The organism is Aliiroseovarius halocynthiae, assembly GCF_007004645.1.
Taxonomy (GTDB): domain Bacteria; phylum Pseudomonadota; class Alphaproteobacteria; order Rhodobacterales; family Rhodobacteraceae; genus Aliiroseovarius; species Aliiroseovarius halocynthiae.
This window is the reverse complement of sequence record NZ_ML660022.1, coordinates 16,477-41,994: the sequence shown is the minus strand read 5'-3', so window position 1 is coordinate 41,994 and position 25,518 is coordinate 16,477. Positions and strand designations below refer to the sequence as shown.

At 58.4% G+C, this 25,518-nt stretch carries 22 protein-coding genes; 13 read left to right on the top strand and 9 right to left on the bottom strand.

Going from position 1 to position 25,518, the window contains the following annotated elements:
• Nucleotides 1-28 precede the first annotated feature (28 nt).
• The 3 genes from mutL to FIL88_RS11735 all read left to right on the top strand — a co-directional run bounded on the left by mutL (nucleotide 29) and on the right by FIL88_RS11735 (nucleotide 3,645).
• Nucleotides 29-1,891: a DNA mismatch repair endonuclease MutL gene (mutL, locus tag FIL88_RS11745; protein WP_142854071.1), complete on the top strand. Its 1,863-nt coding sequence runs from the start codon at nucleotides 29-31 to the stop codon at nucleotides 1,889-1,891.
• Complete coding sequence (locus FIL88_RS11740) at nucleotides 1,888-3,117, top strand: DNA recombination protein RmuC (protein ID WP_142854070.1); 1,230 nt, start codon at nucleotides 1,888-1,890, stop codon at nucleotides 3,115-3,117. Before mutL ends, FIL88_RS11740 begins: the two co-directional genes overlap by 4 nt.
• A gap of 105 nt (nucleotides 3,118-3,222) precedes the next feature.
• Nucleotides 3,223-3,645, top strand: a complete 423-nt coding sequence (locus FIL88_RS11735; protein WP_185960926.1) for a hypothetical protein — start codon at nucleotides 3,223-3,225, stop codon at nucleotides 3,643-3,645.
• A gap of 39 nt (nucleotides 3,646-3,684) precedes the next feature.
• On the opposite strand, the gene FIL88_RS11730 is transcribed toward FIL88_RS11735, so the two are convergent.
• From FIL88_RS11730 to FIL88_RS11705, 6 genes are all read right to left on the bottom strand, one after another.
• On the bottom strand, nucleotides 3,685-4,272 hold the full coding sequence (locus FIL88_RS11730; protein WP_142854068.1) for an HD domain-containing protein: 588 nt from the start codon (nucleotides 4,270-4,272) through the stop codon (nucleotides 3,685-3,687).
• 68 nt (nucleotides 4,273-4,340) lie between these two features.
• Nucleotides 4,341-5,483, bottom strand: a complete 1,143-nt coding sequence (locus FIL88_RS11725; RefSeq protein ID WP_142854067.1) for a saccharopine dehydrogenase family protein — start codon at nucleotides 5,481-5,483, stop codon at nucleotides 4,341-4,343.
• A gap of 11 nt (nucleotides 5,484-5,494) precedes the next feature.
• Nucleotides 5,495-5,743: a SemiSWEET family sugar transporter gene (locus FIL88_RS11720; RefSeq protein ID WP_142854066.1), complete on the bottom strand. Its 249-nt coding sequence runs from the start codon at nucleotides 5,741-5,743 to the stop codon at nucleotides 5,495-5,497.
• A gap of 1 nt (nucleotide 5,744) precedes the next feature.
• Nucleotides 5,745-6,806 (bottom strand): saccharopine dehydrogenase, encoded by a 1,062-nt coding sequence (locus FIL88_RS11715; RefSeq protein WP_142854065.1) that lies wholly within the window; start codon nucleotides 6,804-6,806, stop codon nucleotides 5,745-5,747.
• 17 nt (nucleotides 6,807-6,823) lie between these two features.
• Nucleotides 6,824-7,438: a glutathione S-transferase family protein gene (locus FIL88_RS11710; protein ID WP_142854064.1), complete on the bottom strand. Its 615-nt coding sequence runs from the start codon at nucleotides 7,436-7,438 to the stop codon at nucleotides 6,824-6,826.
• Between the two features lie 9 nt (nucleotides 7,439-7,447).
• Nucleotides 7,448-8,098 carry a histidine phosphatase family protein gene (locus FIL88_RS11705; protein WP_142854063.1) on the bottom strand — a complete coding sequence of 217 codons (651 nt, stop codon included), beginning with the start codon at nucleotides 8,096-8,098 and terminating at the stop codon, nucleotides 7,448-7,450.
• 146 nt (nucleotides 8,099-8,244) lie between these two features.
• On the opposite strand from FIL88_RS11705, the gene fdhF reads away from it, so the two are divergent.
• A complete protein-coding gene (gene fdhF, locus FIL88_RS11700; protein ID WP_142854062.1) occupies nucleotides 8,245-10,995 on the top strand; it encodes a formate dehydrogenase subunit alpha in 2,751 nt (916 codons plus the stop codon).
• A 127-nt stretch (nucleotides 10,996-11,122) separates the two neighbouring features.
• On the opposite strand, the gene glpD is transcribed toward fdhF, so the two are convergent.
• On the bottom strand, nucleotides 11,123-12,682 hold the full coding sequence (gene glpD / locus FIL88_RS11695) for a glycerol-3-phosphate dehydrogenase (protein WP_142854061.1): 1,560 nt from the start codon (nucleotides 12,680-12,682) through the stop codon (nucleotides 11,123-11,125).
• Nucleotides 12,683-12,849: 167 nt separating this feature from the next.
• Between glpD and FIL88_RS11690 the strand changes: the two genes are divergently transcribed.
• Nucleotides 12,850-13,608 carry a DeoR/GlpR family DNA-binding transcription regulator gene (locus FIL88_RS11690; protein ID WP_142854060.1) on the top strand — a complete coding sequence of 253 codons (759 nt, stop codon included), beginning with the start codon at nucleotides 12,850-12,852 and terminating at the stop codon, nucleotides 13,606-13,608.
• Here the strand turns inward: FIL88_RS11690 and FIL88_RS11685 are convergent.
• Nucleotides 13,605-14,294: a response regulator transcription factor gene (locus tag FIL88_RS11685; protein ID WP_407642366.1), complete on the bottom strand. Its 690-nt coding sequence runs from the start codon at nucleotides 14,292-14,294 to the stop codon at nucleotides 13,605-13,607. The genes FIL88_RS11690 and FIL88_RS11685 overlap by 4 nt on opposite strands.
• 8 nt (nucleotides 14,295-14,302) lie before the next feature.
• The gene (locus FIL88_RS11680) at nucleotides 14,303-16,225 is read right to left on the bottom strand and encodes a hybrid sensor histidine kinase/response regulator (protein WP_407642365.1); all 1,923 of its coding nucleotides are present in this window, start codon (nucleotides 16,223-16,225) and stop codon (nucleotides 14,303-14,305) included.
• A gap of 213 nt (nucleotides 16,226-16,438) precedes the next feature.
• On the opposite strand from FIL88_RS11680, the gene FIL88_RS11675 reads away from it, so the two are divergent.
• The 8 genes from FIL88_RS11675 to FIL88_RS11640 all read left to right on the top strand — a co-directional run bounded on the left by FIL88_RS11675 (nucleotide 16,439) and on the right by FIL88_RS11640 (nucleotide 25,498).
• Nucleotides 16,439-18,604: an AMP-binding protein gene (locus tag FIL88_RS11675; protein ID WP_142854057.1), complete on the top strand. Its 2,166-nt coding sequence runs from the start codon at nucleotides 16,439-16,441 to the stop codon at nucleotides 18,602-18,604.
• Nucleotides 18,601-19,425 (top strand): ABC transporter ATP-binding protein, encoded by an 825-nt coding sequence (locus tag FIL88_RS11670; RefSeq protein WP_246066701.1) that lies wholly within the window; start codon nucleotides 18,601-18,603, stop codon nucleotides 19,423-19,425. The genes FIL88_RS11675 and FIL88_RS11670 overlap by 4 nt, the downstream gene beginning before the upstream one ends.
• Nucleotides 19,426-19,435: 10 nt before the next feature.
• Nucleotides 19,436-20,422, top strand: a complete 987-nt coding sequence (locus FIL88_RS11665; protein WP_142854056.1) for a branched-chain amino acid ABC transporter permease — start codon at nucleotides 19,436-19,438, stop codon at nucleotides 20,420-20,422.
• A gap of 3 nt (nucleotides 20,423-20,425) precedes the next feature.
• Complete coding sequence (locus tag FIL88_RS11660) at nucleotides 20,426-21,502, top strand: branched-chain amino acid ABC transporter permease (protein ID WP_142854055.1); 1,077 nt, start codon at nucleotides 20,426-20,428, stop codon at nucleotides 21,500-21,502.
• Nucleotides 21,503-21,604: 102 nt separating this feature from the next.
• On the top strand, nucleotides 21,605-22,891 hold the full coding sequence (locus tag FIL88_RS11655; RefSeq protein WP_142854054.1) for an ABC transporter substrate-binding protein: 1,287 nt from the start codon (nucleotides 21,605-21,607) through the stop codon (nucleotides 22,889-22,891).
• A 70-nt stretch (nucleotides 22,892-22,961) separates the two neighbouring features.
• On the top strand, nucleotides 22,962-23,786 hold the full coding sequence (locus FIL88_RS11650; protein ID WP_142854053.1) for an ABC transporter ATP-binding protein: 825 nt from the start codon (nucleotides 22,962-22,964) through the stop codon (nucleotides 23,784-23,786).
• Between the two features lie 78 nt (nucleotides 23,787-23,864).
• Entirely contained in the window at nucleotides 23,865-25,085 is a 1,221-nt protein-coding gene (locus FIL88_RS11645) for a phenylacetate--CoA ligase family protein (RefSeq protein WP_142854052.1), read from the top strand.
• Between the two features lie 86 nt (nucleotides 25,086-25,171).
• Nucleotides 25,172-25,498 (top strand): Dabb family protein, encoded by a 327-nt coding sequence (locus tag FIL88_RS11640; protein WP_246066700.1) that lies wholly within the window; start codon nucleotides 25,172-25,174, stop codon nucleotides 25,496-25,498.
• The last annotated feature ends 20 nt before the right edge of the window (nucleotides 25,499-25,518 follow it).

Below are 25,518 nucleotides of genomic sequence, written 5' to 3'. Positions count from 1 at the left end.
CGGGCGTGTCTATGCTAGTTCTTGTGGCATGCCCGAAGACAGCCCCCATATAAGCCCGGATTCTGCCGTGAAGCGTCCTGTTATCCGCCAATTGGATGATGCCGCAATCAATCGGATTGCAGCCGGTGAAGTGGTGGAACGCCCGGCGTCTGCCGTGAAAGAGCTGGTCGAGAACGCCATTGATGCAGGCGCGACACGGATCGAGGTCGCTTATGCTGACGGTGGCAAGACACTGATCCGTGTGACGGATGATGGCTGTGGCATTGCCCCCGATGATCTGGCGCTGGCAATGTCGCGTCATGCGACGTCGAAAATCGACGGCTCGGATCTTTTGGACATCCACACATTCGGGTTTCGGGGCGAAGCGCTGCCATCATTGGGCGCGGTCGGTCGGCTAACCATTACGTCCCGTGTGGAAGGGCATGATGCTGCGATGATCCGCGTGGCAGGCGGGCAGATGGATCCGGTGAAACCCGCTGCCCTGTCCGGTGGCACCGTGGTCGAGCTGCGCGATCTGTTTTACGCTACGCCTGCGCGCCTGAAGTTCCTACGAACGGATCGGGCCGAGGCGCAGGCGATCAGCGATGTGATCAAGCGACTGGCTATGGCCGAGCCACAGATCGGCTTCACCTTGCGCGATGTATCTGGTGGTGGCGAGGGTCGTGTGACCTTCCGTGCAGACCCAGAGACGGGGGATATGTTCGATGCGCTCTCGGGGCGTTTGGCGGCGATCCTTGGGCGGGACTTTGCGGAAAACGCTATTCCGATCGATGCGGAACGGGAAGGGCTGCGCCTGACCGGTTTTGCCGCGCTTCCGACCTATTCACGTGGCGCAGCAGTGGCGCAATTCCTGTTCGTGAATGGCCGCCCGGTGAAGGACAAGCTGCTGACCGGCGCGTTGCGGGCGGCTTATTTCGATTTCCTGTCGCGTGACCGTCACCCTGCTGCGGCGCTTTTCGTGTCCTGCGATCCACATTTGGTCGACGTGAACGTCCACCCTGCGAAATCCGAGGTCCGGTTTCGCGAACCCGGTGTTGCGCGCGGTCTGATCGTGTCAGGCCTGCGCCATGCGTTGGCGAATGTCGGGCACCGGGCGTCCTCGACCGTGGCGGATGCGACTTTGGGCGCGATGCGGCCCGAGCCGACTGAACCACGTGTCTATCAGATGGACCGTCCCAGCGTGGGGGCAATGCGGTCGTCTTATCAAGCGCAAATGCCCGCACCAAACGCGTCCGGTTTTGCCGAGATGTCCGCGCCCTCGGCCCGGTTCGACCCGGTGGTCGAGCCAGAACAGGAGGCCCCGAAAGAAGCACTGCCCTTGGGGGCCGCCCGTGCACAGGTGCATGAAAACTATATCATCGCGCAGACTGAAAATGGCATGGTCATCGTCGATCAACACGCGGCTCATGAACGTCTGGTGTATGAGAAACTCAAACGTCAGATGGCGGAAAACGGCGTAGCCCGTCAGGCGTTGCTGATCCCCGAGATTGTTGAACTGTCCGCAGGCGATGTGGCACGCCTGCTTGAGGTCGCGGATGATCTGGCCGGGATGGGTCTGGTCATCGAACCCTTCGGAGGCGACGCCGTCGCCGTGCGCGAAACCCCTGCGATCTTGGGCGAGATCAACGCCACAGCGATGATCAAGGACGTGCTGGATGAACTGGCGGACCTTGGCGATAGCAATATGGTGCAAGCGAAGATCGAGGCCGTGCTGTCCCGCGTCGCCTGCCATGGTTCAATCCGCTCTGGCCGCTGGATGCGCCCCGAAGAAATGAATGCCCTTCTGCGCGAGATGGAGGCCACGCCCCATGCCGGCCAATGCAACCACGGGCGCCCCACTTATGTAGAACTGAAACTCGCTGATATCGAAAGGCTGTTTGGACGCACATGATCCAGATCGGTGACACAACTTATGATCTCTCTGACCCGCTGGTGCTGTTGACCCTCGGGGGCATCGTGCTGGCGGTGTTGATGTTCATCCTGCTGGTGGCCGTGCTGCGCCGCGCAGGCCGCTCGACCCAAGTGACCGAAGACTTGGCCCGCCAGATGGGCGGGCTTGGGCAGGCGGTTCAGGTGCTGGGTGCAGGGCAGGATCAGCTTTCGGGCGGGCTGCGCACCGTGTCGGATGCACAAGCGACCGGGCAAACGCAGGTCTTGCAAGCGATGGAAAGCCGTTTGGCCCATGTTCAGCAGCAGATGAACGACCGTCTGCACGACAACGCGATGAAGTCGGCGCGTGCGATGTCTGAGCTGCAAGAGCGCATGAAGGAAAGCCTTCAGGGCAATACGGTGAAGACCACCCAAAGCCTGACGCAGTTGCAGGAACGGCTGGCGGTGATCGACAAGGCGCAGGACAACATCACGCGGCTGTCGGGCGATGTGCTAAGCCTTCAGGACATCTTGTCGAACAAGCAAACTCGCGGCGCGTTCGGGGAAATCCAGCTGACCGATATCGTGTCCAAGGCGTTGCCGAAAGACAGCTATGACCTGCAACAGACACTCTCGAACGGCAAGCGGGCGGACTGTCTGATCCACTTGCCGAACCCTCCCGGCCCGATCGTCATCGACTCCAAGTTCCCGCTGGAGGCCTACGAGGCGCTGCGCAAAGCCGAGACACAATACGAGCTGAACGAAGCCGCCAAGGCGATGAAGGTCGCGGTGAAGGCGCATATCAAAGCAATCTCGGAAAAATACATCATCGAAGGCGAAACCGCCGATGGCGCGCTGATGTTCCTGCCGTCCGAAGCCGTCTATGCAGAGCTGCACGCCAACTTCCCCGAACTGGTCCGCGAAGGGTTCGAGGCGCGCGTCTGGATCGTGTCGCCCACCACCTGCATGGCGACCCTGAACACCATGCGCGCGATCCTGAAAGACGCGCGGATGCGTGAACAGGCCGGCGAGATCCGCAAGATGCTGAAGAACCTGCACCGCGACGTGGAGCTTGTGGTCGAACGCGCCAGCAAGCTGGAGTTGCATTTCGATCAGGCGCGCCGCGATGTCGAGGGGATTACGACGGCTGCCGAGCGTGCCGGGAAACGTGCCGCACGGTTGGACAACTTTGATTTTGAAGAGCTGTCCGACGGGGCCGAGAACGTGGTGCCGATTGGAAAGGGGTAGAAAAGATTGGAAGTAAGCACGACGCGTCGGGCGGTTACCCTCCACCGCTAGCGGGTGGGCGATTTTACGACCCTACTTTGTCACCGATACTGTTTAATTACTGGCGTGTCGCTGAAGCTTGATAACAACCCAGTTTCAACAAGAAATCGAGAGGCGGACATACGATTGACCATAAAGTATACAAAGCTACCTTCATTCAGCTCTGACCAAATTGAAGCTGAGATATTTGGGGAAGATGTACACCCAACAAACAAAGGCACTCTGATCTACGCTGCGGTTTATACTCTAGATGATGCAGCTGTTGTGAGTATTCTTAAACGAACGTTGGCTGCGGTGGATCTTGAGACCCAACTAGTTGCATTGGAAGCGATCGAAGCATTCATGCAGTCTCGAAAGACGGCATATGGCGCAAAGGAGCTGAAGGTTTCAGTAACTAAATTTGCTGCTGACAATCCAAATCACGCGACGGAGGCATTAAGCACCTTGGCGACGATATCCGAGTTTGAGAAGCTATTCTCGCGGTGCTAGTTGGCGGTGGGATGGCAGCGCAATCGAGATCGCTCAAATTCACCTATCCCGCACCTCATTCAACTCCATATGCCCCTCTGACCGGCTGAACACACGGCGGAGCATCGGCTCGAAGAACTCCAATGGTTTCGTCGGATAGTCCGGGTCGAACGAGTTCTGATCGTACTCGTGACAGAACCTCACACAGGCGTCGTAGTACGGACTGTCGCGGTATTTCTCGCGGGCGTGGCGGTCTCCGCCAAGGTGGTGGTTGTAGTAGTAGCCTTGGAAAACGCAATGGTGTTTCAGGATCCAGTGGGTGCGCTCGCTGACGTATGGCTTCACGATGGCGGCGGCCAGTTCGCCGTGATTGAAGGGCGATAGTGTGTCGCCCAGATCGTGCAGAAGTGCGGCGATGACAAGGTCTTCTGGCTCGCCTGCTTCATGGGCCCGCGTGGCGGATTGCAGCGAGTGCTGATAGCGGTTGATCGGATAGGGCGTGTCTTCCTCGTCCAGCTCTTTCAAGGCATCAAGCAGACGGTCGACGACGGCGTTCGCGTAGGCCTCGTCATATTCCATAACGGCAAGGAAATCTTCCTTGGTGGCGTTCTCGAAACTTGTCCAAGTCGGTTTTGATTTGTCCAGCATGGCGGCCTCCCTTTTTGGGAAGCCTAACATGGCGTATCCGCCATGCTGGTCATTTTACGACATCGCAATCAGGCGGTGTGATCGACCACGGCCACGTGCTGCGCCAGTTCCTTCACGTGACCCATCCACGTCTCGATCAGTTCGGGATCGGCAGTGGCAGCGGTGACACCTGCGGGGGCTTTGCCGTCAAGCACCATGTCGATGGCGAGCGATACGGGCGTGGATACCAGACGCGCCATCGCGGTGCCGCGATCATCGCCCCACGCGTCCATCACATAGGTTTTGTGATAGGCATCAGCGCCGTCTTTATGGGCCTTCAGCGCCACACACATGATCACGCGGTCGGGTTCGCCTTCGTCATAGGAATTCTCGTCCCAGAACTGGTCGGACATTTCCTTCAGGCGGGCGTCGCCGGCGTCACCTTCCAGCGTTTCAACCTCGGCGAACACATCTTTCCACGCGTCAGCCCAACCGTTCAGGCGCAGGGTGCCGCGCACGAACAGATCGACGTCCCATGCGGGGTCGAATTTGTAGTCTTCCATGAAGGGAAGCGAGTCGCGGTTGGGGTAGACCTCGAAGCTTTCGGGTTTTTGCAGTGGGGCGTCATAGCTGCTGATTGCATCCCACGGGCGGGCCACGTCGTAGGGTTGGCCGTCTTTGATGGATTTTGACGGCGAACGCAGGGCCTTTAGCACGCCCAGCGGGGACCAGCTGAACTTATACCGGAACGGGTTCGGAATCTTCGGCACACCGCCACAATAGGATATGAAGCTAAGCTTATTGCCCGCGTCATAGGCGTCCGAGGCGCGGTAGTCCGCGACCAGCCAATGCGCCATCAAGTGGTCAATTCCGGGGTCCAGCCCGATCTCGTTCACGCAGGCCAAACCGGCTTCTTTAAACGCATCATCCAGCGCCTTTATTTCCGGCGCGATATAGCTGGACGATACGAAATGTGCGCCGTTCTCAAGGCACAGTTTCGCGACGGGAACGTGCAGATCTCCGGGCAGCATCGACACGGCGATGTCGCCGGGTTTCAGTGCTTCCGCAAGCTCGTTCAGAGAAAAGGCGCGGATGTCTTTGGTCAGGTCGCCAACGGCCTCTTCAGCCTTTTCGACGGTCCGGTTCCAGACAGTGACTTCACGCCCGTTTTCGATCAGGCGACGCAGGCCGGGGATGGCCGACAGGCCGGTGCCACACCAGTGGATTGTCATTACGGTTCCTTTCAGCCGAATTTCAGTTTCGCAACGATGATGGACCCCACCAGCGCTATCGCGATTGCATTTGCGATGACCATCGGCCACGCGGCCAGCATGACGCCATAGATCAGCCACAGCGTGACCGACAAAAGCACCAGAAGGTTGGTGGACAGCGACAAATCTTTGGTTTGCCGTGTGCGCCATGTGCGGATGGTTTGGGGCATCCAGCAGATTGTGCTGACGATCCCTGCGAGGCTGCCAATCAAGGTTTCCATCTTAGATGTCCTTCATATGGGTGTGGAAGGTGGCCTCAGCTCGGCCCCAGACGCCCGTGGTCAGATCAGTGAGCGTCGCGAGGGATGGCAGAAGCTGTCCGGCGTAATCAATCGAGCTTTCCAACGGTAGCATCGAGGGAAGATTGTCGATGGCCATCACATCAAGCACAGGGTCAACTGCCACGCGCAGGGCTGGGGCGTCCCAGCTGGTCGCTTTGTCATAGACTGGCACGGGGTTATAGTCGCTGTCCGGGTCGCAGGCTACATCGCCGATGGCGGTCAGTTTGCGGTCTGCGGTCTGTGCGTCTTTAGGAACGAATACGGGCGTTTTCGGCCCAGCAAGGATGCAGTTGATGAACAGGTTGTGGTCCAGGATCTGGGGGAATGGTCCACCATGGGCGGTTTCGGCCATGTCCCATTTGGTGACCGTGACGCCCATCGCTTCCATCAGGTCGGATGCGCCCGTGCCCACGCGACCAAGCGCACCGATGACGATGGCGTTGGGGCGGTCGCTGCCTGTCGCGTCCAGTTCTGCCCGAAGTTCGTCCAACAGCGCGTCTTTGTTTTTGTAGGCCCCGACCGGACCGCACACGGCGCCTTGCTGTTGCGCAGCCCAGCTTTTCAACGTCACAGCGGCCCCCGCGAACCCGGCCCAATAGCCAAATGCAGCCACGCGGCGGCCAGTTTCATCCACCAGATACTCGAGGTCATAGAGCGTTCCGCCGCCTGCCTTGAACCGTTCCAGCAACGCGAGACCAGAGTGCTGGCCTTTGAAGGCGTGGCCGAACATGATGTGGCGATGGGACAGCGGGGTGCCGTCCTCGGGCAGTTCTTTCAGGCCGAAGATGATCGCGTCACGCGGCGCATCGGGCCAGCTGTTTTCCGCCGCGATATCGCAGCCTGCATTGCGGTATCCGTCAATGCCGATGGCGCGCACGCTGCTGTCTTCGACGGTCACACGGATACCTGCCTTGATCAGCTCGGCAGCGCCCTCTGGCGTCAGGCCGACCCGGTCTTCATTCGGGCGCTGTTCGGCGCGGACCCACAAATGTGTTTCGGTCATGGTGTCTGTCCTTCTGGTCAAAGAAACCCGGCCGCGCGGATGCGGATCGTCGCGGGGCGGGTGTTCATGGCGTGCATGAAATCCTGTATTTTCGGGTAGTTTGCGATGTCGACCTTGTCCCCTTCCAGCCAGTTGCACACCGCATAGAGGTAAAGATCGGCGAGACTTATCTGTTCGCCCAGCACATAGGGGGCAAAGGCGCAGCTATCTTCCAGATGGGTACAGCAGGCAGCCATGGTTTCCGGCACTTTTGCCGTCATGTCTGCCCAGCTTTCAGGGCGATCCGCCCAGCGATGGCCGCGCAGTTTATGTGCATGTGCCACATGCATGGTCGAGGCAAGGTAGTACATTACCTCGCGCATCCGAAAGGCGTCCATCGGGTCTTGGGGGATCAGCCCGGCTTCCGGGGCAAGTTGGCCAAGATACTCAAGAATCGCGCCGGTTTCGGTCAGGATCTGTCCGTCTGTCGCCAGCGCCGGGACACGGCCCTTAGGGTTGATGTTCTGGAATGCCTTACCCGTCTGTTCCGACTGCGAAAAATCAATCTTGATCGGCTCATATAGCAACCCGGCCTCTTCCAACGCCAAAGCCGAGGCGACGGCGATTGTTCCGGGGGCATAGAAGAACTTCATCAAGACCTCTTAGAAATGGGTTTGCGCGTGGTGGCGGTCTTTGTGTTCCAGATGTGGGACCGCGTTGAACTGGGTCAGCGTCAGCCCGGCAGGCATCAGCCGCATCCGGTGGATCGAGCTGTTCATGATCGGCAGGATGGCGCGGGTGAACGGGCCAATATCCAGCCCCATCACAACCCGCGTGGCCATGCCGATAAACCCGCCCGAAGTGAAGATGATCGCATCCTCGCCGCGCTCGGCAATCTCGTGAATCACGTCCGAGACACGGGTCTGGAAGTCGTGAAAGCTTTCGGGCGGGTTCTCGATCTTGCCTTCCTGCCATGCTGCAAATGTCAGAGGCAGATGATCAATGAAATCTTCGTGTCCGGTGGGGTGCGGGATACCGAACTGGGCATGCATGCGCTCGGACAGATCGAAATAGCGGACCTCGTCCAACCGCGCATCGGCGGTGAAGTCCTCGGTGCCCCATTCCTGCGCGGTCTGCTGATGACGCGTCAGCGTGCCGGTGTAAATCCGCGCATAGCGCTGGCCGGTGTCGCGCATATGTTCGCCTAGCCAACGCGCTTGTTGGCGGCCCAGATCAGACAGCCGGTCATAGCCGGCCTCGTCTGTGGCGGTGTTGTTGGCTTGCCCATGGCGGATCAGGGTGATGGTGGTCATTGGCGACTCCTTTGCGCCCATTGCTAGTGACTTGGACCCCGTTCGAAAAGGGGGGCTGGCGCAAAAACGATGCCTTGCGTCGGGAATGGCGAACTGACGACGCGCCGTGCATGGTTTATACTGGGGATTGGATGACGGAGGAACGGATGAGCGACGGAATCAAATTCACCCTTGATGGGCGCGAAGTCACGGCGAAAGACGGCGAAAGCATTTGGGATGTTGCCAAGCGTGAAGGCACGCTGATCCCGCACCTGTGCCACAAGGATGTGCCGAACCTGCGCGCCGATGGCAACTGTCGCGCCTGTGTGGTCGAGATCGAGGGCGAGCGCACGCTGGCCGCATCCTGTATCCGCCAGCCGTCCGAGGGCATGGTCGTTACCACCGACAACGCCCGTGCCAAATCCGCCCGCAAGATGGTGATCGAGCTTCTGGTCGCGGACCAGCCTGAAGAACGCCACGACGCGTCCTCGCATTTTTGGGATATGGCCGATCTGAACGGGGTCGAGCAAAGCCGCTTCCCGAAGATGGATGAAGGCCGCGTCCCTCTGCTTGATGACAGCCACGTTGCGATGAGCGTCAATTTGGACGCCTGTATTTCCTGTAACCTTTGCGTGCGCGCCTGCCGCGAAGTGCAGGTGAATGATGTGATCGGCATGGCTGGTCGCGGCCACGACGCGTTCCCGACCTTTGACATCGACGACCCGATGGGGGCGTCGACCTGTGTGGCCTGTGGCGAATGTGTTCAGGCATGCCCCACCGGCGCGCTGATGCCGGCCAAGGTGAAAGACACGCTGGATTTCGACAAAGAGGTCGAAAGCATCTGCCCCTTCTGTGGGGTTGGCTGTCAAGTCAGCCTGAAAGTCAAAGGCGACAAGGTCGTCTATGCCGAGGGCATCAACGGCCCCGCGAACGAAGGCCGCCTGTGTGTGAAAGGCCGTTTTGGCTTTGACTATATCAACCACCCGCATCGCCTGACCAAGCCGCTGATCCGCAAGGAAGGCGCCGAGAAGGGCCTGAACGTAGATCCGGCCAACCCGCTGACCCATTTCCGTGAAGCAACGTGGGACGAAGCGCTGGATGTGGCCGCCAAAGGTCTGACGCGCCTGCGTGACGACCATGGTGGCGAGGCTGTGGCCGGCTTTGGCTCGGCCAAATGTACCAACGAAGAAGCCTATCTGTTCCAAAAGTTCATCCGTCAGGGCTTTGTTCATAACAATGTCGACCACTGCACCCGCCTGTGTCATGCGTCATCGGTTGTGGCATTGCTGGAGAACGTCGGATCGGGCGCGGTTACCGCGACGTTTAATGAAATCGAAAATGCGGATGTGGCGATCGTCATCGGCTCGAACCCGATTGAAAACCATCCGGTTGCCGCGACCTATTTCAAGCAGTTCACCCAGCGTGGTGGCAAACTGATCGTGATGGATCCGCGCGGCGTGGGTATGGGCCGTTTTGCGGCGCACCGCCTGCAGTTCAAACCCGGCGCGGACGTCTCGATGCTGAACGCGATCATGCATGTGATCGCCGAGGAAGGCCTGCAAGACGACGCTTATATCGCCGAGCATACCGAGAATTGGGACGCGATGCGCGAGCATCTGAAAGCCTTTACGCCCGAAGCGATGGAAGAGGTCTGCGGCATTCCTGCAGATGAACTGCGTGCTGCCGCGCGCACCTTTGCAAACGGCAAAAACGGCATGATCTTCTGGGGCATGGGCGTTAGCCAGCACGTCCACGGCACCGACAACTCGCGTTGCCTGATCGCGCTGGCGCTGATGACCGGGAATGTGGGCCGTCCGGGCACGGGTCTGCACCCGCTGCGCGGTCAGAACAACGTGCAGGGCGCGTCGGACGCGGGCCTGATCCCGATGTTCTATCCCGACTATAAGTCGGTGAAGGACGAGGGCGTTCAGGCGCTCTATCGCGACGTTTGGGGCGTCGACGAACTGAACCCGAACCCCGGCCTAACCGTCGTTGAAATCATGGATGCTGTTTATGATCGCAAGATCAAGGGCATGTATATCCTGGGCGAAAACCCGGCCATGTCCGACCCGGATGTGAACCACGTGCGTGAGGCGCTGCGCCGGATGGAGTTCCTGGTGTCTCAGGACATCTTCGTGACGGAAACCGCCTGCTATGCGGATGTCATCCTGCCCGCCGCTGCGCTGGCCGAGAAGACCGGAACGACCTCGAACACCAACCGACAGGTGCAAATGTGCCGCCCGGCTGTTCCGCCCCCCGGAGAGGCGATGGAGGATTGGCAGATCACGACCGAGCTTGCCAAGCGTATGGGCATGGGTTGGACCTATGATCACCCCAGCCAGATCTTTGCCGAGATGGAACTGGTGATGCCCTCGCTGGCCAATATCAGCTGGGACCGTCTGGAAAAGCAGAACGCCGTGACCTATCCGTCGCTATCGCCTGAAGACCCCGGTCAAGCCGTTGTGTTCGGGGATAAATTCCCGCGTGCAGGCGGTCGTGCCCGTTTCGCGCCAGCCTCAATCATCCCACCTGCGGAAACCCCGGATGAAGATTTCCCGATGGTTCTGACAACAGGGCGTCAATTGGAACACTGGCACACCGGATCCATGACCCGCCGCGCCACGGTGCTGGACGCGATCGAGCCTGAGGCGAACTGTTCCATGAACCCGAAAACTCTGCGCGACATGGGTGTGCAGCCGGGGGATATGGTCCGTCTGACAACTCGCCGCGGCACCATCGACGTGATGGCGCGTGCGGACTACGCGGTGGCCGAAAACATGGTCTTCCTGCCTTTTGCATATGTCGAGGCAGCAGCGAACCTGCTGACCAACCCGGCGCTGGACCCCTATGGCAAGATCGCCGAGATGAAATTCTGCGCGGTGAAGGTCGAAGTGCCGACCCAGATCGCGGCGGAATAAATCAACACATAAAGGGCGCCCCAACCGGCGCTCTTTTTCTTGCCTTAAATATCCTGGGGTAGCGTCAAATCGCAGATTTGGCGCAAGGGGCAACGCCCCTCAGGCTCACGACGTGAGCCACCGAAACCTAACGGGCGATTCGCATCCACGTATCGATGGCGGCAAGCTGATCAGCATCCAACAAAAGCCCCAGTTTCGATCGCCGCCAAACCACATCTTCGGCACGTTGCGCGTATTCTTTGTCCATCAGCCATCTAAGTTCTGCTTCGGTCAGCGTCGCACCGAAATCTTGACCCAGATCGCCCAGCGATTTCGCATCGCCCAGAATGTCGCGTGCCTCGGTTCCATAAGCGCGGACCAATCGTTTGGCGTGGCGCGGGGATAGGAAAGGGAAATCACGCAGGACGTCGCCAACCAACCCGTCGAATCCATCCACTGGGAAGTCTCCGCCCGGAAGGGGCACGCCTGCGGTCCATTTGTCGGGCTGCGGGCCAAGCACTGCGCCAATCTTTTCTAACGCGCTTTCCGCCAAGCGGCGATAGGTGGTGATCTTGCCTCCAAAGATGTTCAAAACCGGTGCGTCCCGCACCGTGTCGTTGCGCAAAACATAATCGCGGGTGGCGGCTGCGGCCGATCCGCCGCCGTCATTATACAGCGGGCGCACACCGGAATAGGTCCAGACGACATCGTTGGCCGCGATTGGATCCTTCAGATAGCCATTGATGAAGGTGACCAAATAGTCGCGTTCCTCGTCCGAACACCGGGGGGGTGTATCAGGGTCCTCGTGATCTGCATCGGTTGTTCCGATCAATGTGAAATCGGTCTCATACGGGATCGCAAAGATAATCCGCCCATCCTGTCCTTGGAAGAAATAGCACTTGTCGTGATCAAACAGGCGCTTGGTCACGATATGGCTGCCGCGCACCAGACGGATATTGGCGGGCGCATTGCTTCCAAGAGTCTGGCCCAAGGTCTCGGCCACCCAAGGACCGGCGGCGTTGACCAGCATCCGGGCAGTGACCTGACGGGCTTCGCCGGACTTGGTATCGGTCAGGGTGGCGCGCCAGCCGCCATCATAGGGTTCGGCAAGGGTGACCTTGGTGCGGGGATTAATCTCGGCCCCGCGCGCTTCGGCGTCTCGGGCGTTCAGCACGACCAGACGGGCATCCTCGACCCAGCAATCGGAATACTCGAACGCGGTTTCGAACATCGGGTTCAGGGGCTGGCCCTCGGGCGCGGATGTCAGATCTACGCGGGTCGTGCCGGGCAGGATTTTTCTCCCCCCCAGATTGTCATACAGGAACAGTCCCAAACGGACCAACCAACCTGGCCTGCGCCCTTTCATCCATGGCATGACCGTGTTCAACAGCCGCGACGTCGGGGTCGAGCTGTCGAACCGCATTGAATGGTGATAGGGCAGCACAAACCGCATCGGCCACGAGATATGCGGCATGGCACGCAAAAGCGTTTCGCGCTCTTTCAGGGCTTCGCGAACCAACCGAACCTCGAAATATTCCAAATACCGAAGCCCACCGTGGAACAGCTTGGTCGACGCAGACGATGTTGCGCCACCGATATCCCCCATTTCAGCCAGACAAACGGACAGGCCACGCCCCGCCGCGTCACGCGCGATGCCGCAGCCGTTAATGCCGCCGCCAATGATCAATAGGTCGAAGTCGCTTTGCATATCTGCCCCATGGGTGAGTCGCGTTCACGCGGACATTGCGCGAAATCGGTGAAAAAGAGAAGCTTTGAGTGTTCGAAAATATTCGCTTTGTGTGAATTTATCACTGAACCTCTGGATTTTCTGCCCGAATACGCGTCATATGGCGTGAAAACGAACATGAGGGCGCGATGAGCACCACTTTGCGAAAATCCGAGATCATCAATGTCGCCCGTCGTGAAGGCAAAGTGACAGTCGAGCGTCTGGTGGATTTGTTCAGCGTCACACCCCAGACCATCCGCCGCGACCTGACCGAGCTATCCGACGAAGGCGCGCTGGAGCGGGTGCATGGTGGCGCGGTTCTGCCCTCGTCGACCGCGAATATCGGCTATGACGCGCGGCGGCAGTTGAACCAAACGGCCAAGGTCGACATCGCGCGCGCCTGTGCGCGGCAGATCCCGAATGATTGCTGCATCTTCCTGAACATTGGCACCACGACCGAGGCCGTCGCACAGGAACTTCTGCACCACAAGGGCCTGTTGGTGGTGACGAACAACATCAACATCGCGGTGATCCTGTCAGCGAACCCCGATATTCAGGTGATCGTCTCGGGCGGCAGCTTGCGCCGCGTGGATGGCGGGCTGGTCGGCGAACTGGCGACTGACCTGATCCGCCGCTTCCGTTTTGACATTTCTGTCATCGGTTGTTCGGCCCTGAACGATGCGGGCGACATTCTGGATTTCGATCTGCACGAGGTCAGCGTCAGCCAAGCCATCATGGCGCAAAGTGATAAAGTGTGGCTGGTCGCCGACCACAGCAAGTTCGAGCGCAAGGCTCCCGTGCGGATCGGATCGCTGGCGGATGTTGACGCGATGCTAACGGATCAAGCGGTGCCGGAACGCTGCGCAGTATTGTGTCAGGCCAATGACACCACGGTCACGCTGGTTTAGCCCCAGCGCACATCCCCCAGAAAGATATACCCGGCCCCATAGATCGTCTTGATCAGGCGCGGGTTTTTGGGATCTTCACGCAGCTTCGTGCGCAGACGCGAGATGCGGACGTCCATTGCGCGGTCAAAGCTCTCACCTGCCACGCCACCCAGTGTTTCCTGCATCTGTGCGCGGGAAATCAGACGTTTGGGGGCATCAAGAAACAGGCGCAGAACCTCGCCTTCGGCATGTGAAAACGTGGTTTCTTCGCCAGCCTCGTCTTCCAATACATAGCGGTCGAAATGCGCGGTCCAACCGTTGAAATGGGCCGTGTTCTGGGCGGTGGTGCCCGGTTTCTGGTCGCGCAGACGGGCACGAACGCGGGCCACGACCTCGGCCGGTTCAAAGGGTTTGACGATATAGTCATCCGCCCCCAGCTCTAACCCTGTCACGCGATCCTGCACCAGTGACCGCCCCGAGATGATGATGATCGACGCGCCGCTTTCCAGCGCCAGCCGGTGGACCAGCGTCAGTCCGTCACGATCTGGCAGACCCAGATCCACAAGGCAGACATCGGGCGACATGGTGTTCAGCGCGGCCTCGAATTCGGTGGCGCGGGCGAAGGCTGCGGTGCGAAACCCGGCTTCTTCCAGCGCATGGGACAGCATGTGGCGGATTTCGGGTTCGTCATCTAGGATGGCGATCATATGTTGGGTCACGATGGGACCTCCTGCGAGAGGAATGTGGCCAACTCACCCGAGGTGAACGGCTTGGGCAGTACCGGGAAAGCGGCGTTTGTGCGGTGTGGATCGTCGGGGGGCAGTGATGTCATCAACAGCATGGGCACGTCCAACCCGGATTGTGCAGTTGCGTTCAGGAATTCGGGCCCGGTCTGCGCGCCTTCCAGCATAACATCTGACAAGATTAAGCCCAGCCCTTCGATGTCGGTCAGCCCTGAAGCCTCTTCGGCGGACGAGGCTTCGACCACCTGATGGCCCATGCTGATCAGCATCTCGCGCACGGATGTGCGAATGGTTTCATTGTCCTCGACCAAAAGCACAAGCCGCGGCGCGATTGGTTGTGCCGGAATGCGCAAGGGCAGGCGGATCGACACGATTGCACCGCCGGTTTCGCTGTTGTTGAAGATTTTGACGTGGCCACCTGCGACGGTCGTCTGGTCATAGACCATGGACAGCCCCAACCCTGATCCTTCTCCGCCTTTGGTGGTAAAGAACGGATCCAGTGCGTGCTCCAGCGCGTCCGGGGCAAAGCCGGGTCCGGTGTCGGTCACGCGAAACTCGATCCAGGTTTCGCGGATCTGACGGGCCGTCAACAGGATGTCGCCACCATCTGCGCCCAGGGCGTGCGTTGCGTTGATGATCAGGTTCAGAAGCCCGTCTTGCACCGCACCGGCATCAAGGACGACGCGTTGGTCCACTCCGCACACGTCGATCTTAAGGCGAATGTTTGCGGGCAGGGTCGGCACCGTCAGGCTTTCCAGCCCTTTCAGCATCTCGTGAATGTGCACCGGCTCCATATGCACATCGCGCCGACCCGAGATCGTAGCGATCCGTTCCAGAAGCTTCCCACCGCGACGGACGGCAGCGTTGGTGGCCTGCACCAGCTCTTGCGCGTCATTGCCGATCTCCATTTGCGCCAAACGGCTTTGCAGCCCCATGATGATGGTCAGCAAATTCGAGAAATCATGTGCCACACCCGATGTCAGCTGCGCGGCCAGCTCGCGTTTTCGGGTTTGGGCAAGGGCGGCGCGCGACTGGGCTTCTTCGGTGACGTCCATCGACAGAATGTAAACGCCAGTGATCTGATCTTTGCCCTTGTCAGGGGTCAGCGCGACGCGAATTCGGCGGCCGGATGTCTCGTGCGTAAACTCGAAGACGCTGGATTCACCGTGAAAAGCACGAGTGAAATAGGGGCTAATCTGAACAAAGGCTTCGTCGCCCAACGCATCACGGGCATGAAGGCCCAGAAGATCGGTCGGACGTCCCGGGAAAACCTTCCCCAGACGGCGGTTCGAGAAGGTATAGTGTAGATCGCGGTCAATTCGCGCGATATGCGCGGGCATCATTTCGGCGGTCAGGCGGGTGCGGCTTTCCATCACGGTCAGCTGCCGTTTTGTCTCTTCGAGGGCGATGTTGGACGAGGTTAACGCCCGGTTCGTTTGAGCCAGCTCTTCCGTATAGGTCAAAACCTGATCCGAAAGCTCTTCGGACCGGGCGCGCAGCAACGATTCTTGTCGTTTGATCGGTGTAATATCCGTATAGACCGTCACCCATCCCCCTTGCGGCAGCGGATGCCCTTCGACCGAGATCACACGCCCGTTGGCGCGGGTGCGTTCCATATAGTGCGGTTCGAAAGCCAGCGCTTGATCTACGCGGGACTGGACGAAAACGTCGACGTCTCCGACTGCACCATAGTCACCGCGTTCAGCAAGATAGCGTATGGTTTCGGAAAATGGCGCGCCGGGCTTAACCAACTGGTCTGGCAGGTCGAACATATCTTGAAACTGGCGGTTCCCAATGACCAGATTGAGCCGTCGATCATAAATGGAAAGCGCCTGCTGAATCAGGTTTAGACCGGCTTGGGTCAATGTGGCGGTTTCTGAAGACTGTAATGGCACCGGGTCCCCCTCTGTTCCTATCGCTAGCATCGGTTCTGCCCAGGGAAAAGAGGAATGCGGCCCCGGGAAAGAATTCACTGGACCCTGTAACAATTCGATAGAATTGGGAAAAAGTGCCGAAACCTTTGACCGCGAGATTTTTTCCGTCAGGGTTGTCGAACAAGATTCGTTCGGTGACCGGGAACGTCGGCTGACCGACGGTGGGAGGAAAATTTGGCACAAGAACTAGCCTCTGCAGGCGCGTTTGCCTCTATTCCAGCGCTTCTGGCGCGGAATGTGAAGGAATATGGAGATCGCCCGGCTTACCGGGAGAAAGAATTCGGGATCTGGCAAAGCTGGACCTGGGCAGAGGCTGCTGAAGAAATTCAGAACCTTGCCCTGGGTCTTTTGGCTTTGGGGATCAACCGCGGGGACCACGTGGCCATCATCGGCCGCAACCGTCCGGCCCATTACTGGGCGATGGTTGCCGCACAAAAGGTAGGCGCCGTACCGGTGCCGCTTTACCAAGATGCGGTCGTGGAAGAGATGGAATACGTGCTAGAGCACTGTGGCGCACGTTTCGTCATCTGCGGGGACCAGGAACAGGTCGACAAAGTGATCGAGGTGCAGGACAAGATCCATCACATCGAACACGTGTTGTACTATGACAAGCGTGGCTTGCGGAAATACGACCACAGCCATTTGCATTGGTATGTCGACATTCAGGAAGAAGGCCGCGTGGCCCATGCCCGTCTGGAAGACGAGATGGCCGCCCGCGAAGCCGAGTTGAATTATGACAGCACCTGCGTGATGCTGTACACCTCGGGTACCACCGGTCGCCCCAAGGGCGTGGTTCTGTCGAACCGCAACATCATCGAAAGTGCCAAGAATTCGTCCGAGTTCGACAATCTGGGTATGAACGAAGACATTTTGGCCTATCTGCCAATGGCGTGGGTGGGTGACTTCATCTTCTCGCTTGGTCAGGCCATGTGGTGTGGCTTCTGTGTGAACTGCCCGGAAAGCGCCGACACGCTGATGTCGGATCTGCGTGAAATCGGGCCGACCTATTACTTCGCCCCGCCCCGCGTTTTTGAAACGCAGTTGACCAATGTGATGATCCGCATGGAAGACAGTGGCGACCTGAAATACGCCATCTTCCATCACTTCATGGACTTTGCGAAAAGCGGTGCCGGCGAGAAATACGGCATGCCTAAGCGCAAAGTAACCACCGAAAAGAAGACGCTGGAGCAGAAATTGCGCCATGGCTTCAACTATGCAATGGGCATTGGCTTTGCAGCCGAGACCATTATCGAAAACGGCATCCGTCTGGCCTTTGCCAAGCTGCGCCACGGCAAGAACGTGCGTAAGCATTTCAAAGCCAAGGATCCGATTGGTCTGAAGCTGTATCGCGGCAACTTGCAGGAATACTTCAAGTATCGCTGTGGTGACGTGCTGGTGTACGGCCCCTTGAAAGACACGCTGGGCTTTGGCCGCATTCGTGTTGGTTATACCGCTGGTGAAGCGATTGGTCCGGAAATCTTCGCGTTCTATCGCTCGATGGGGATCAACCTGAAGCAGCTTTATGGTCAGACCGAAGCGACCGTGTTCATCACTGTGCAGCCGGATGGCGAAGTGCGCAATGATACTGTTGGCGTGCCTGCTCCGGGTGTGGAAGTGCGCATCGAGGACAATGGCGAGATCTTCTATCGCTCGCCGGGGACTTTTGTTGAGTATTACAACAACCCGGAAAGCACGAAGGATACCAAGGATCCTGAGGGTTGGGTTGCAACCGGTGATGCTGGCTTCTTCGACAAAAAGAACGGCCATCTGCGCATCATCGACCGCGCCAAGGACGTGGGCAAGATGGCCGATGGCCGGATGTTCGCACCCAAATATGTTGAGAACAAATTGAAGTTCTACCCGGACATTCTGGAGGCAGTTGTCTTCGGCAATGACCGCAACATGTGCACGGCCTTCATCAACATCGACCTGACCGCCGTTGGCAACTGGGCCGAGCGTAACAACGTGGCCTATGCATCCTATCAGGAATTGGCCGGCCACCCGGAAGTGGTGTCGACTATTCAGGAACATGTTGAAACGATCAACAAATCGGTTGCTGAAGACGAGATGCTGTCAGGCTGTCAGATCCACCGTTTCCTGATCCTGCACAAGGAATTGGACGCAGATGACGGCGAGATGACCCGCACCCGTAAAGTGCGCCGCAAGATCGTGGAAGAGAAATACGCTCCGCTGATTGATGCGCTCTATGGCGGCAAATCCGAGCAATATATCGAAACCGAAGTGACCTATGAAGATGGTCGCAAGGGGTCGATCAACGCCACCCTGGAAATCCGCGATGCGGCTGTGGTGGGCAACATTCAGGGGATGGCGGCAGAATGACGACCGATATGAACGCCGACAGCTACGTCACAGAAGACGGGCGCACCATTGGCCCCGTAGTCATGGACCTTAAGAACATCACGCTGCGATTTGGTGGTGTGGTTGCGATCAAGGACATCAGCTTTGATATCCGCGAAGGCGAGATCCGCGCGATCATCGGCCCGAACGGTGCTGGTAAATCCTCGATGCTGAACGTCATCTCGGGGTTTTATAAACCCCAAGAAGGCGAGGTTTGGTTCCGCGGGTCGAAACGCCCGCCGATGCGGCCCTATCAGGTGGCGCGTCAGGGCTTGGCACGGACCTTCCAGAACATCGCGTTGTTTGAAGGCATGACCGTGCTGGACAACATCATGACCGGCCGCCTGAACAAGATGAACGCCAATCTGTTTCAGCAGGCGATCTGGAAAGGCAAAGCCGAACGGGAAGAGCTGGAAAACCGCGAAGCCTGCGAGAAAGTCATCGACTTTCTTGAAATCCAGCACATCCGCAAAACGCCTGTTGGGCGTCTGCCTTACGGTCTGAAAAAGCGTGTGGAACTGGCGCGAGCTTTGGCCGCTGAACCGTCGCTGCTTTTGCTCGACGAACCAATGGCCGGCATGAACGTCGAAGAGAAAGAGGACATGTCCCGCTTCATCCTCGACATGAATGACGAGTTCGGGACCACGATCGCCCTGATCGAGCACGACATGGGCGTGGTTATGGACCTGTCCGACCGCGTGGTCGTTATGGACTACGGCAAGAAAATTGGGGACGGCACACCCGACGAGGTGCGCAACAACCAGGATGTGATCGACGCCTATCTCGGCGTGTCACACGACTAAGGGGGAGACTATGCCTGAACAACTACTCTTTGCGATGGAAGTCACCCTGAACGGCCTGATGGCCGGGGTACTTTACGCACTCGTCGCGCTGGGCTTTGTCTTGATTTTCAAGGCGTCCGGTATCTTTAACTTTGCCCAAGGTATGCTGGTGGTGTTCGCCGCCATGACCTTGGTGGGTGTTCAGACGGGGCAGATCCCCTTCGCACACCTGATCAACACGATCTTCGGAACCAAGGTCCACCACTTTGGATGGACCGTGCCAACGATCCTAGCGATTATCGTGGCTGGCGCTGCCATGGTGTTTGTCGCCTGGGTGATCGAGAAATACATCCTTCAGCACCTGATCGGCCAGCCTGACATCATCCTGTTCATGGCCACGATCGGCATGTGGTACTTCATGCACGGTTTCGCACCGCTGATGTGGGGTTCGGAAGTGATGAAGCTGGACGTGGGGCTGGCGCAGGGTATCAACGAAACGATTGATACGACCACCTATAACTGGTTCGGCTATGGCTTCTTTATCGACAACCTCGATATCGTTGCGGCCATCGTTGCAGCCCTTCTGGTGACCGCGCTGGTTCTGTTCTCGCAATACACCAAGCAAGGCCGCGCCCTGCGGGCTGTGGCAGATGATCACTCGGCAGCTTTGTCGGTCGGTATCTCGCTGCGTTTCATCTGGGTACTTGTCTGGTCGATTGCTGGCTTTGTGGCGCTGGTCGCCGGGATCATGTGGGGCTCGAAATCGGGTGTTCAGATCTCGCTGGCTGAGGTTGCTCTGAAAGCTCTGCCGGTTCTGATGCTGGGTGGCTTCACCTCGATCCCGGGCGCCATCATCGGCGGCTTGATCATCGGTGTGGGCGAGCAGCTGTTTGAATTTGCCGTCGGTCCCCTTGTGGGCGGCGCGACGCAAGCCTGGTTCGCCTATGTGCTGGCACTTGTCTTCCTCATCTTCCGTCCGCAAGGGCTGTTTGGTGAGAAAATCATCGAAAGGGTCTGATCAATGTTTTACCGCGAAGCTGGTGATTTCAAAACGTCCTACCGTGACGACAACCAGACCTTTCCGATCCGCCTTGATCGGGCCGGATACTGGATTGCCTTGTTCGTCGCCTTCTGTGTGATCCCGTTCTTTGTGAACGATTACTGGGTGAACTCGATCTTTGCTCCGTTCTTCATCTATGCCATTGCAGCGCTGGGGCTGAACATTCTGACGGGTTACGCCGGTCAGGTATCGCTGGGTACGGGTGGTTTCATGGCTGTAGGGGCCTACGCCTGCTATAAGCTGATGGTCGCCTTCCCGGACATCAACATCGTGTTCCACGTGTTGATCGCTGGTGGCATCACCGCCGCCGTGGGTGTGGCCTTCGGTCTGCCGTCTCTGCGCATCAAAGGGTTCTACCTTGCGGTTGCGACCCTTGCCGCGCAGTTCTTTCTGGTCTGGTTGTTCAACAAGGTGGCGTGGTTCTACAACTATTCGGCCTCGGGCCAGATTAACGCCCCTGAACGCAGCGTTTTTGGTATCGTCGTTACCGGCCCCAACACCGAAGCCTGGGCGAAATACATGATCTGCCTTGTGTTCCTGGTTGGAGTTGCTTGGATGGCCCGCAACCTGACGCGCGGCATGACTGGCCGTAAGTGGATGGGCATCCGAGACATGGACATCGCAGCCGAGATCATCGGGGTGAACCCGCTGATGGCTAAGATGTCGGCCTTCGCTGTCTCGTCCTTCTTTGTGGGTATTGCGGGCGCGCTGTTCTTCGCCGTCTATCTGGGCGCGGCAGAGGCGGGTGAAAGCTTTGGTATCACCAAGTCGTTCCTGGTGCTCTTCATGGTCATCATCGGCGGCCTTGGCTCGATCTTCGGATCCTTCGCTGGTGCAGCCTTCATGGTCCTGATGCCGGTTCTTCTGAAGAACGTTCTGGTAGGCACCATGGGCTGGCCCACTGAAATCGCTGCCGAGCTCGAATTCATCATCGTTGGTGGTTTGATCGTGATCTTCCTGATCCTCGAACCCCATGGTTTGGCCCAACTGTGGCGTCTCACGAAAGAGAAGCTGCGCCTGTGGCCCTTCCCGCACTAAGCGGGCAAAAAATCCGGACATCCGGCCAAGAGGAGGGTCGGGTGTCCAAATGCAATGCTGCCCAAAAGGGCACAATATTTTGCTAATCTAGGGAGGAAGCAAATGACTTTTAAACGTGTTGCCGCGGCATCAGTAGCCGCATTGATGGTAGGCTCGCCGGTAATGGCGGATCTGGTATTCCCGTCGCTCAGCTATCGGACCGGCCCTTTCGCCGCGGGCGGTATTCCTTACGCTGACGGCTTTGCAGACTACATGACCCTGCTGAACGAGCGTGACGGCGGTATCGGTGGTGTGGCTGTAAGCGTCCCCGAGTGTGAAACTGCATATAACACCGAAAAGGGCGTGGAATGCTATGAAGCCACCAAAGGTCAAGGCGCCTTGGCCTATAACCCGCTGTCGACCGGTATTACGTATCAGCTGATCCCCAAAGCGACTGCTGACGACATTCCGCTGTACACCCCCGGTTACGGCCGTACCTCGGCTGCAAACGGCGACGTGTTCAGCCACGTGTTCAACTTCCCGGCCAACTACTGGAACGGTGCTTCGGCAGCGATTAACCACGTGCTGGACCTGAACGGTGGTGACCTGAAGGGCAAGAAGATCGTTCTGCTGCACTTCAACGGCGCATACGGTAAAGAGCCGATCCCGACCCTGACCAAGCTGGGCGAAAAGCATGGCTTCGATCTGACCACCATTCCGATCGACTATCCGGGTCAAGAGCAGAAAGCTCAGTGGTTGCAGATCCGTCGTGAAAAGCCTGACTACGTTCTGTTCTGGGGCTGGGGCGTGATGAACCAGGTTGCCATTCAGGAAGCCGCGAACATCCGTTACCCGATGGACCAGTTCATCGGCGTGTGGTGGTCCGGTGCCGAGCATGACGTGAAGCCTGCTGGTGACAAGGCCACCGGCTATAAGGCGATGACCTTCCACGGTGTTGGTTCGGACTATCCGGTCTTTGCTGACCTGCAAAAACACGTTGTAGACGCTGGTAAAGCAGCTGGTGACGGCTCGAACGTTGGTACGGTTATCTACAACCGTGGTGTTTATGCCGCGATGATGTTGGCTGAAGCTGCGAAGAAGGCTCAGGAAATCCACGGTGTTGCAGACATCACATCGGCGCAGATGCGCGATGGTTTGGAGCAGCTGGAGATCACCAATGCACGTATGGCCGAACTGGGCATGGAGGGCTTCGGCCCCGAGTTCAAAGTGAGCTGTGCAAACCACGGTGGTCCGGGTGCCATTGCTATCCAGCAGTGGGATGCTGCTGCCGGCAAGTGGTCGCTGATCTCGGACTTCGGTGGGTCGGACATGGATGTGATCCAGCCGCTGATCGACGCTGACTCGGCCGCTTATGCTGCTGAAAACAAAATCGAGCCGCAGTGTAACTAATACACCGGCACGTCCGGGCCTTCGGGCCCGGACGACCCCAACGTAACGACTAGGAACAGGACGACCTGATATGCTGGACGATATAAAGACCGACGAGACCCTGCTTGAGGTCAACAATATCGAGGTCATCTATAATCACGTGATCCTTGTGCTGAAGGGCGTAAGCCTGTCTGTTCCCAAGGGCGGCATCACCGCGCTTCTTGGTGGTAACGGCGCAGGTAAAACGACGACCCTTAAGGCCATTTCGAACCTGCTTCAGGCAGAGCGTGGCGAAGTGACCAAGGGCACGATTGACCACAAGGGCGAAAATATCGCCGAGCTAAACCCGGCCGCTTTGGTGAAACGTGGTGTCATTCAGGTGATGGAAGGCCGTCACTGTTTTGAACACCTGACCGTTGAAGAGAACTTGCTGACCGGTGCTTACACCCGCACCGATGGCCGCGCCGCGATCGCAAAAGATCTGGAAATGGTCTATGACTATTTCCCCCGTCTGGCCGAGCGCCGCAAATCGCAGGCTGGCTATACCTCGGGTGGTGAGCAGCAGATGGTTGCCATGGGCCGCGCAATGATGTCGCGCCCAGATATGATCTTGCTGGATGAACCGTCCATGGGTCTGGCTCCGCAGCTGGTGGAACAGATTTTCGAGATCGTGAAGCGCCTGAACGAAGAGCAGGGCACCACATTCCTGCTGGCCGAGCAGAACACCAACGTGGCGCTGAGATATGCCCACTATGGCTATATTCTGGAAAACGGCCGCATCGTGATGGACGGCCCCGCCGCCGAACTGCGCGAAAACCCTGACGTTAAAGAATTCTACCTGGGTATGTCGGATGAAGGCCGTAAGAGCTTCCGCGACGTGCGCTCGTATCGCCGCCGCAAGCGTTGGCTGGCCTAACCCAGCTACCATCCACGGTGACCCAAATTTTCATGATTAAACCGCCGATCTTGGTCGGCGCAGACAGAGGTTTTGCTCATGTCCAACTATTTTGATGCGCTCGAGACCCGTTCGGAAGATGAACGCGCAGCGGGCTTGGCGGCTGCTCTTCCTGATCAGATCGCCCGTGCCAAGGCATTGCCCGGCTATGCCAATCTTCTGGCGGATGTCGACGCGGCAAGCGTTACCTCGGCAGATGCTTTGGCTGCGCTGCCTGTGCTGCGCAAATCCGAGATCGGCAAGGCGCAGGCAGCGGACGGCCCCCTGGGCGGGTTCGGAGGTTTGCCAACGCATGAGTTCGCGCATATCTTCCAAAGCCCCGGCCCGATTTATGAACCCGGCGGGGTTAGCCATGACTGGTGGCGCATGGGGCGTTTTCTGAACGCTTGCGGCATCGGTAAGGGCGACATTGTGCAGAACTGCTTTGGGTATCACCTGACGCCTGCCGGCATGATTTTCGAGAATGGAGCACGTGCTGTGGGTGCCGCCGTTCTGCCTGCTGGCGTTGGCCAGACCGAGCTTCAGGTCCGCGCCGCTGCCGATATCGGCACCACCGCCTATGCGGGCACGCCGGACTATCTGAAGATCATTCTGGACCGTGCGGATGCGGATGGCGTGGCGCTGAAGATCACCAAGGCGGCCGTCGGTGGCGGGGCGCTGTTCCCCAGCCTGCGTCAGGAATACGCCGATCGCGGTATCACCTGCCTGCAAAGCTATGCGACTGCAGATTTGGGCAACGTGGCTTACGAAAGCGACGCGATGGAAGGCATGATCGTGGACGAAGGCGTGATCGTCGAGATCGTGCGCCCCGGCACCGGCGATCCTGTTGCTCCGGGTGAGGTGGGCGAGGTCGTCGTGACCACGCTGAACCCCGACTATCCGTTGATCCGTTTTGCAACCGGCGATCTGTCAGCCGTACTGCCTGGCGTCAGCCCCTGTGGCCGCACCAACATGCGCATCAAAGGCTGGATGGGGCGCGCGGATCAGACCGCCAAGATCAAGGGCATGTTTGTGCGCCCTGAACAGGTGGCCGACTTCGTCTCGAAGCATTCCGAGATCGCCAAGGCCCGCGTCATTGCCACCCGCGAGGGCGAGATGGACGCCATGACGGTTCAGGTCGAGGCCGATGGCGGCAACGCAGACACCTATGCCAAATCGGTGGCAGATACGCTGAAGTTGAAAGGCAAGATCGAACTGGTCGCGCCGGGCAGCCTGCCGAATGACGGCATCGTTATCGACGATCAGCGCGTCTACGACTAAGGCATTATAGTTTTCTCCCGGATGGGGCTGGGGCAACCCGGCCCTTTCTGTATGGGGGAAACTGCTCTACGCTGGCCACTGATTTCGTGACGATAAGGCTGGCGATGATCCTTCACTGTGTATTCTGCAATTTTCGGACTGACGTCAGCGAGGATCAGCGCAATCAAGTGCTGACCGCGCTTGCGCAATTCAGCGCGGGGTTGAATGGGGTCCTGGGGTTTGATCACGGGCCGAACCTGGATTTCGAAGGAAAATCGGCGAGCTATGACGCCGGGTTCGTCATTCGCTTTGCAGATCACGAAGCCCTTCAAACCTATGCAGATCACCCAGAGCATCAGGCACTTGGTCGGCAATTATGTGATCTGTGCAATGGGGGCGAAAACGGGATCAAAGTATTTGATCTGAAACTCTGATCCCGCGCGGAGTATGGAAA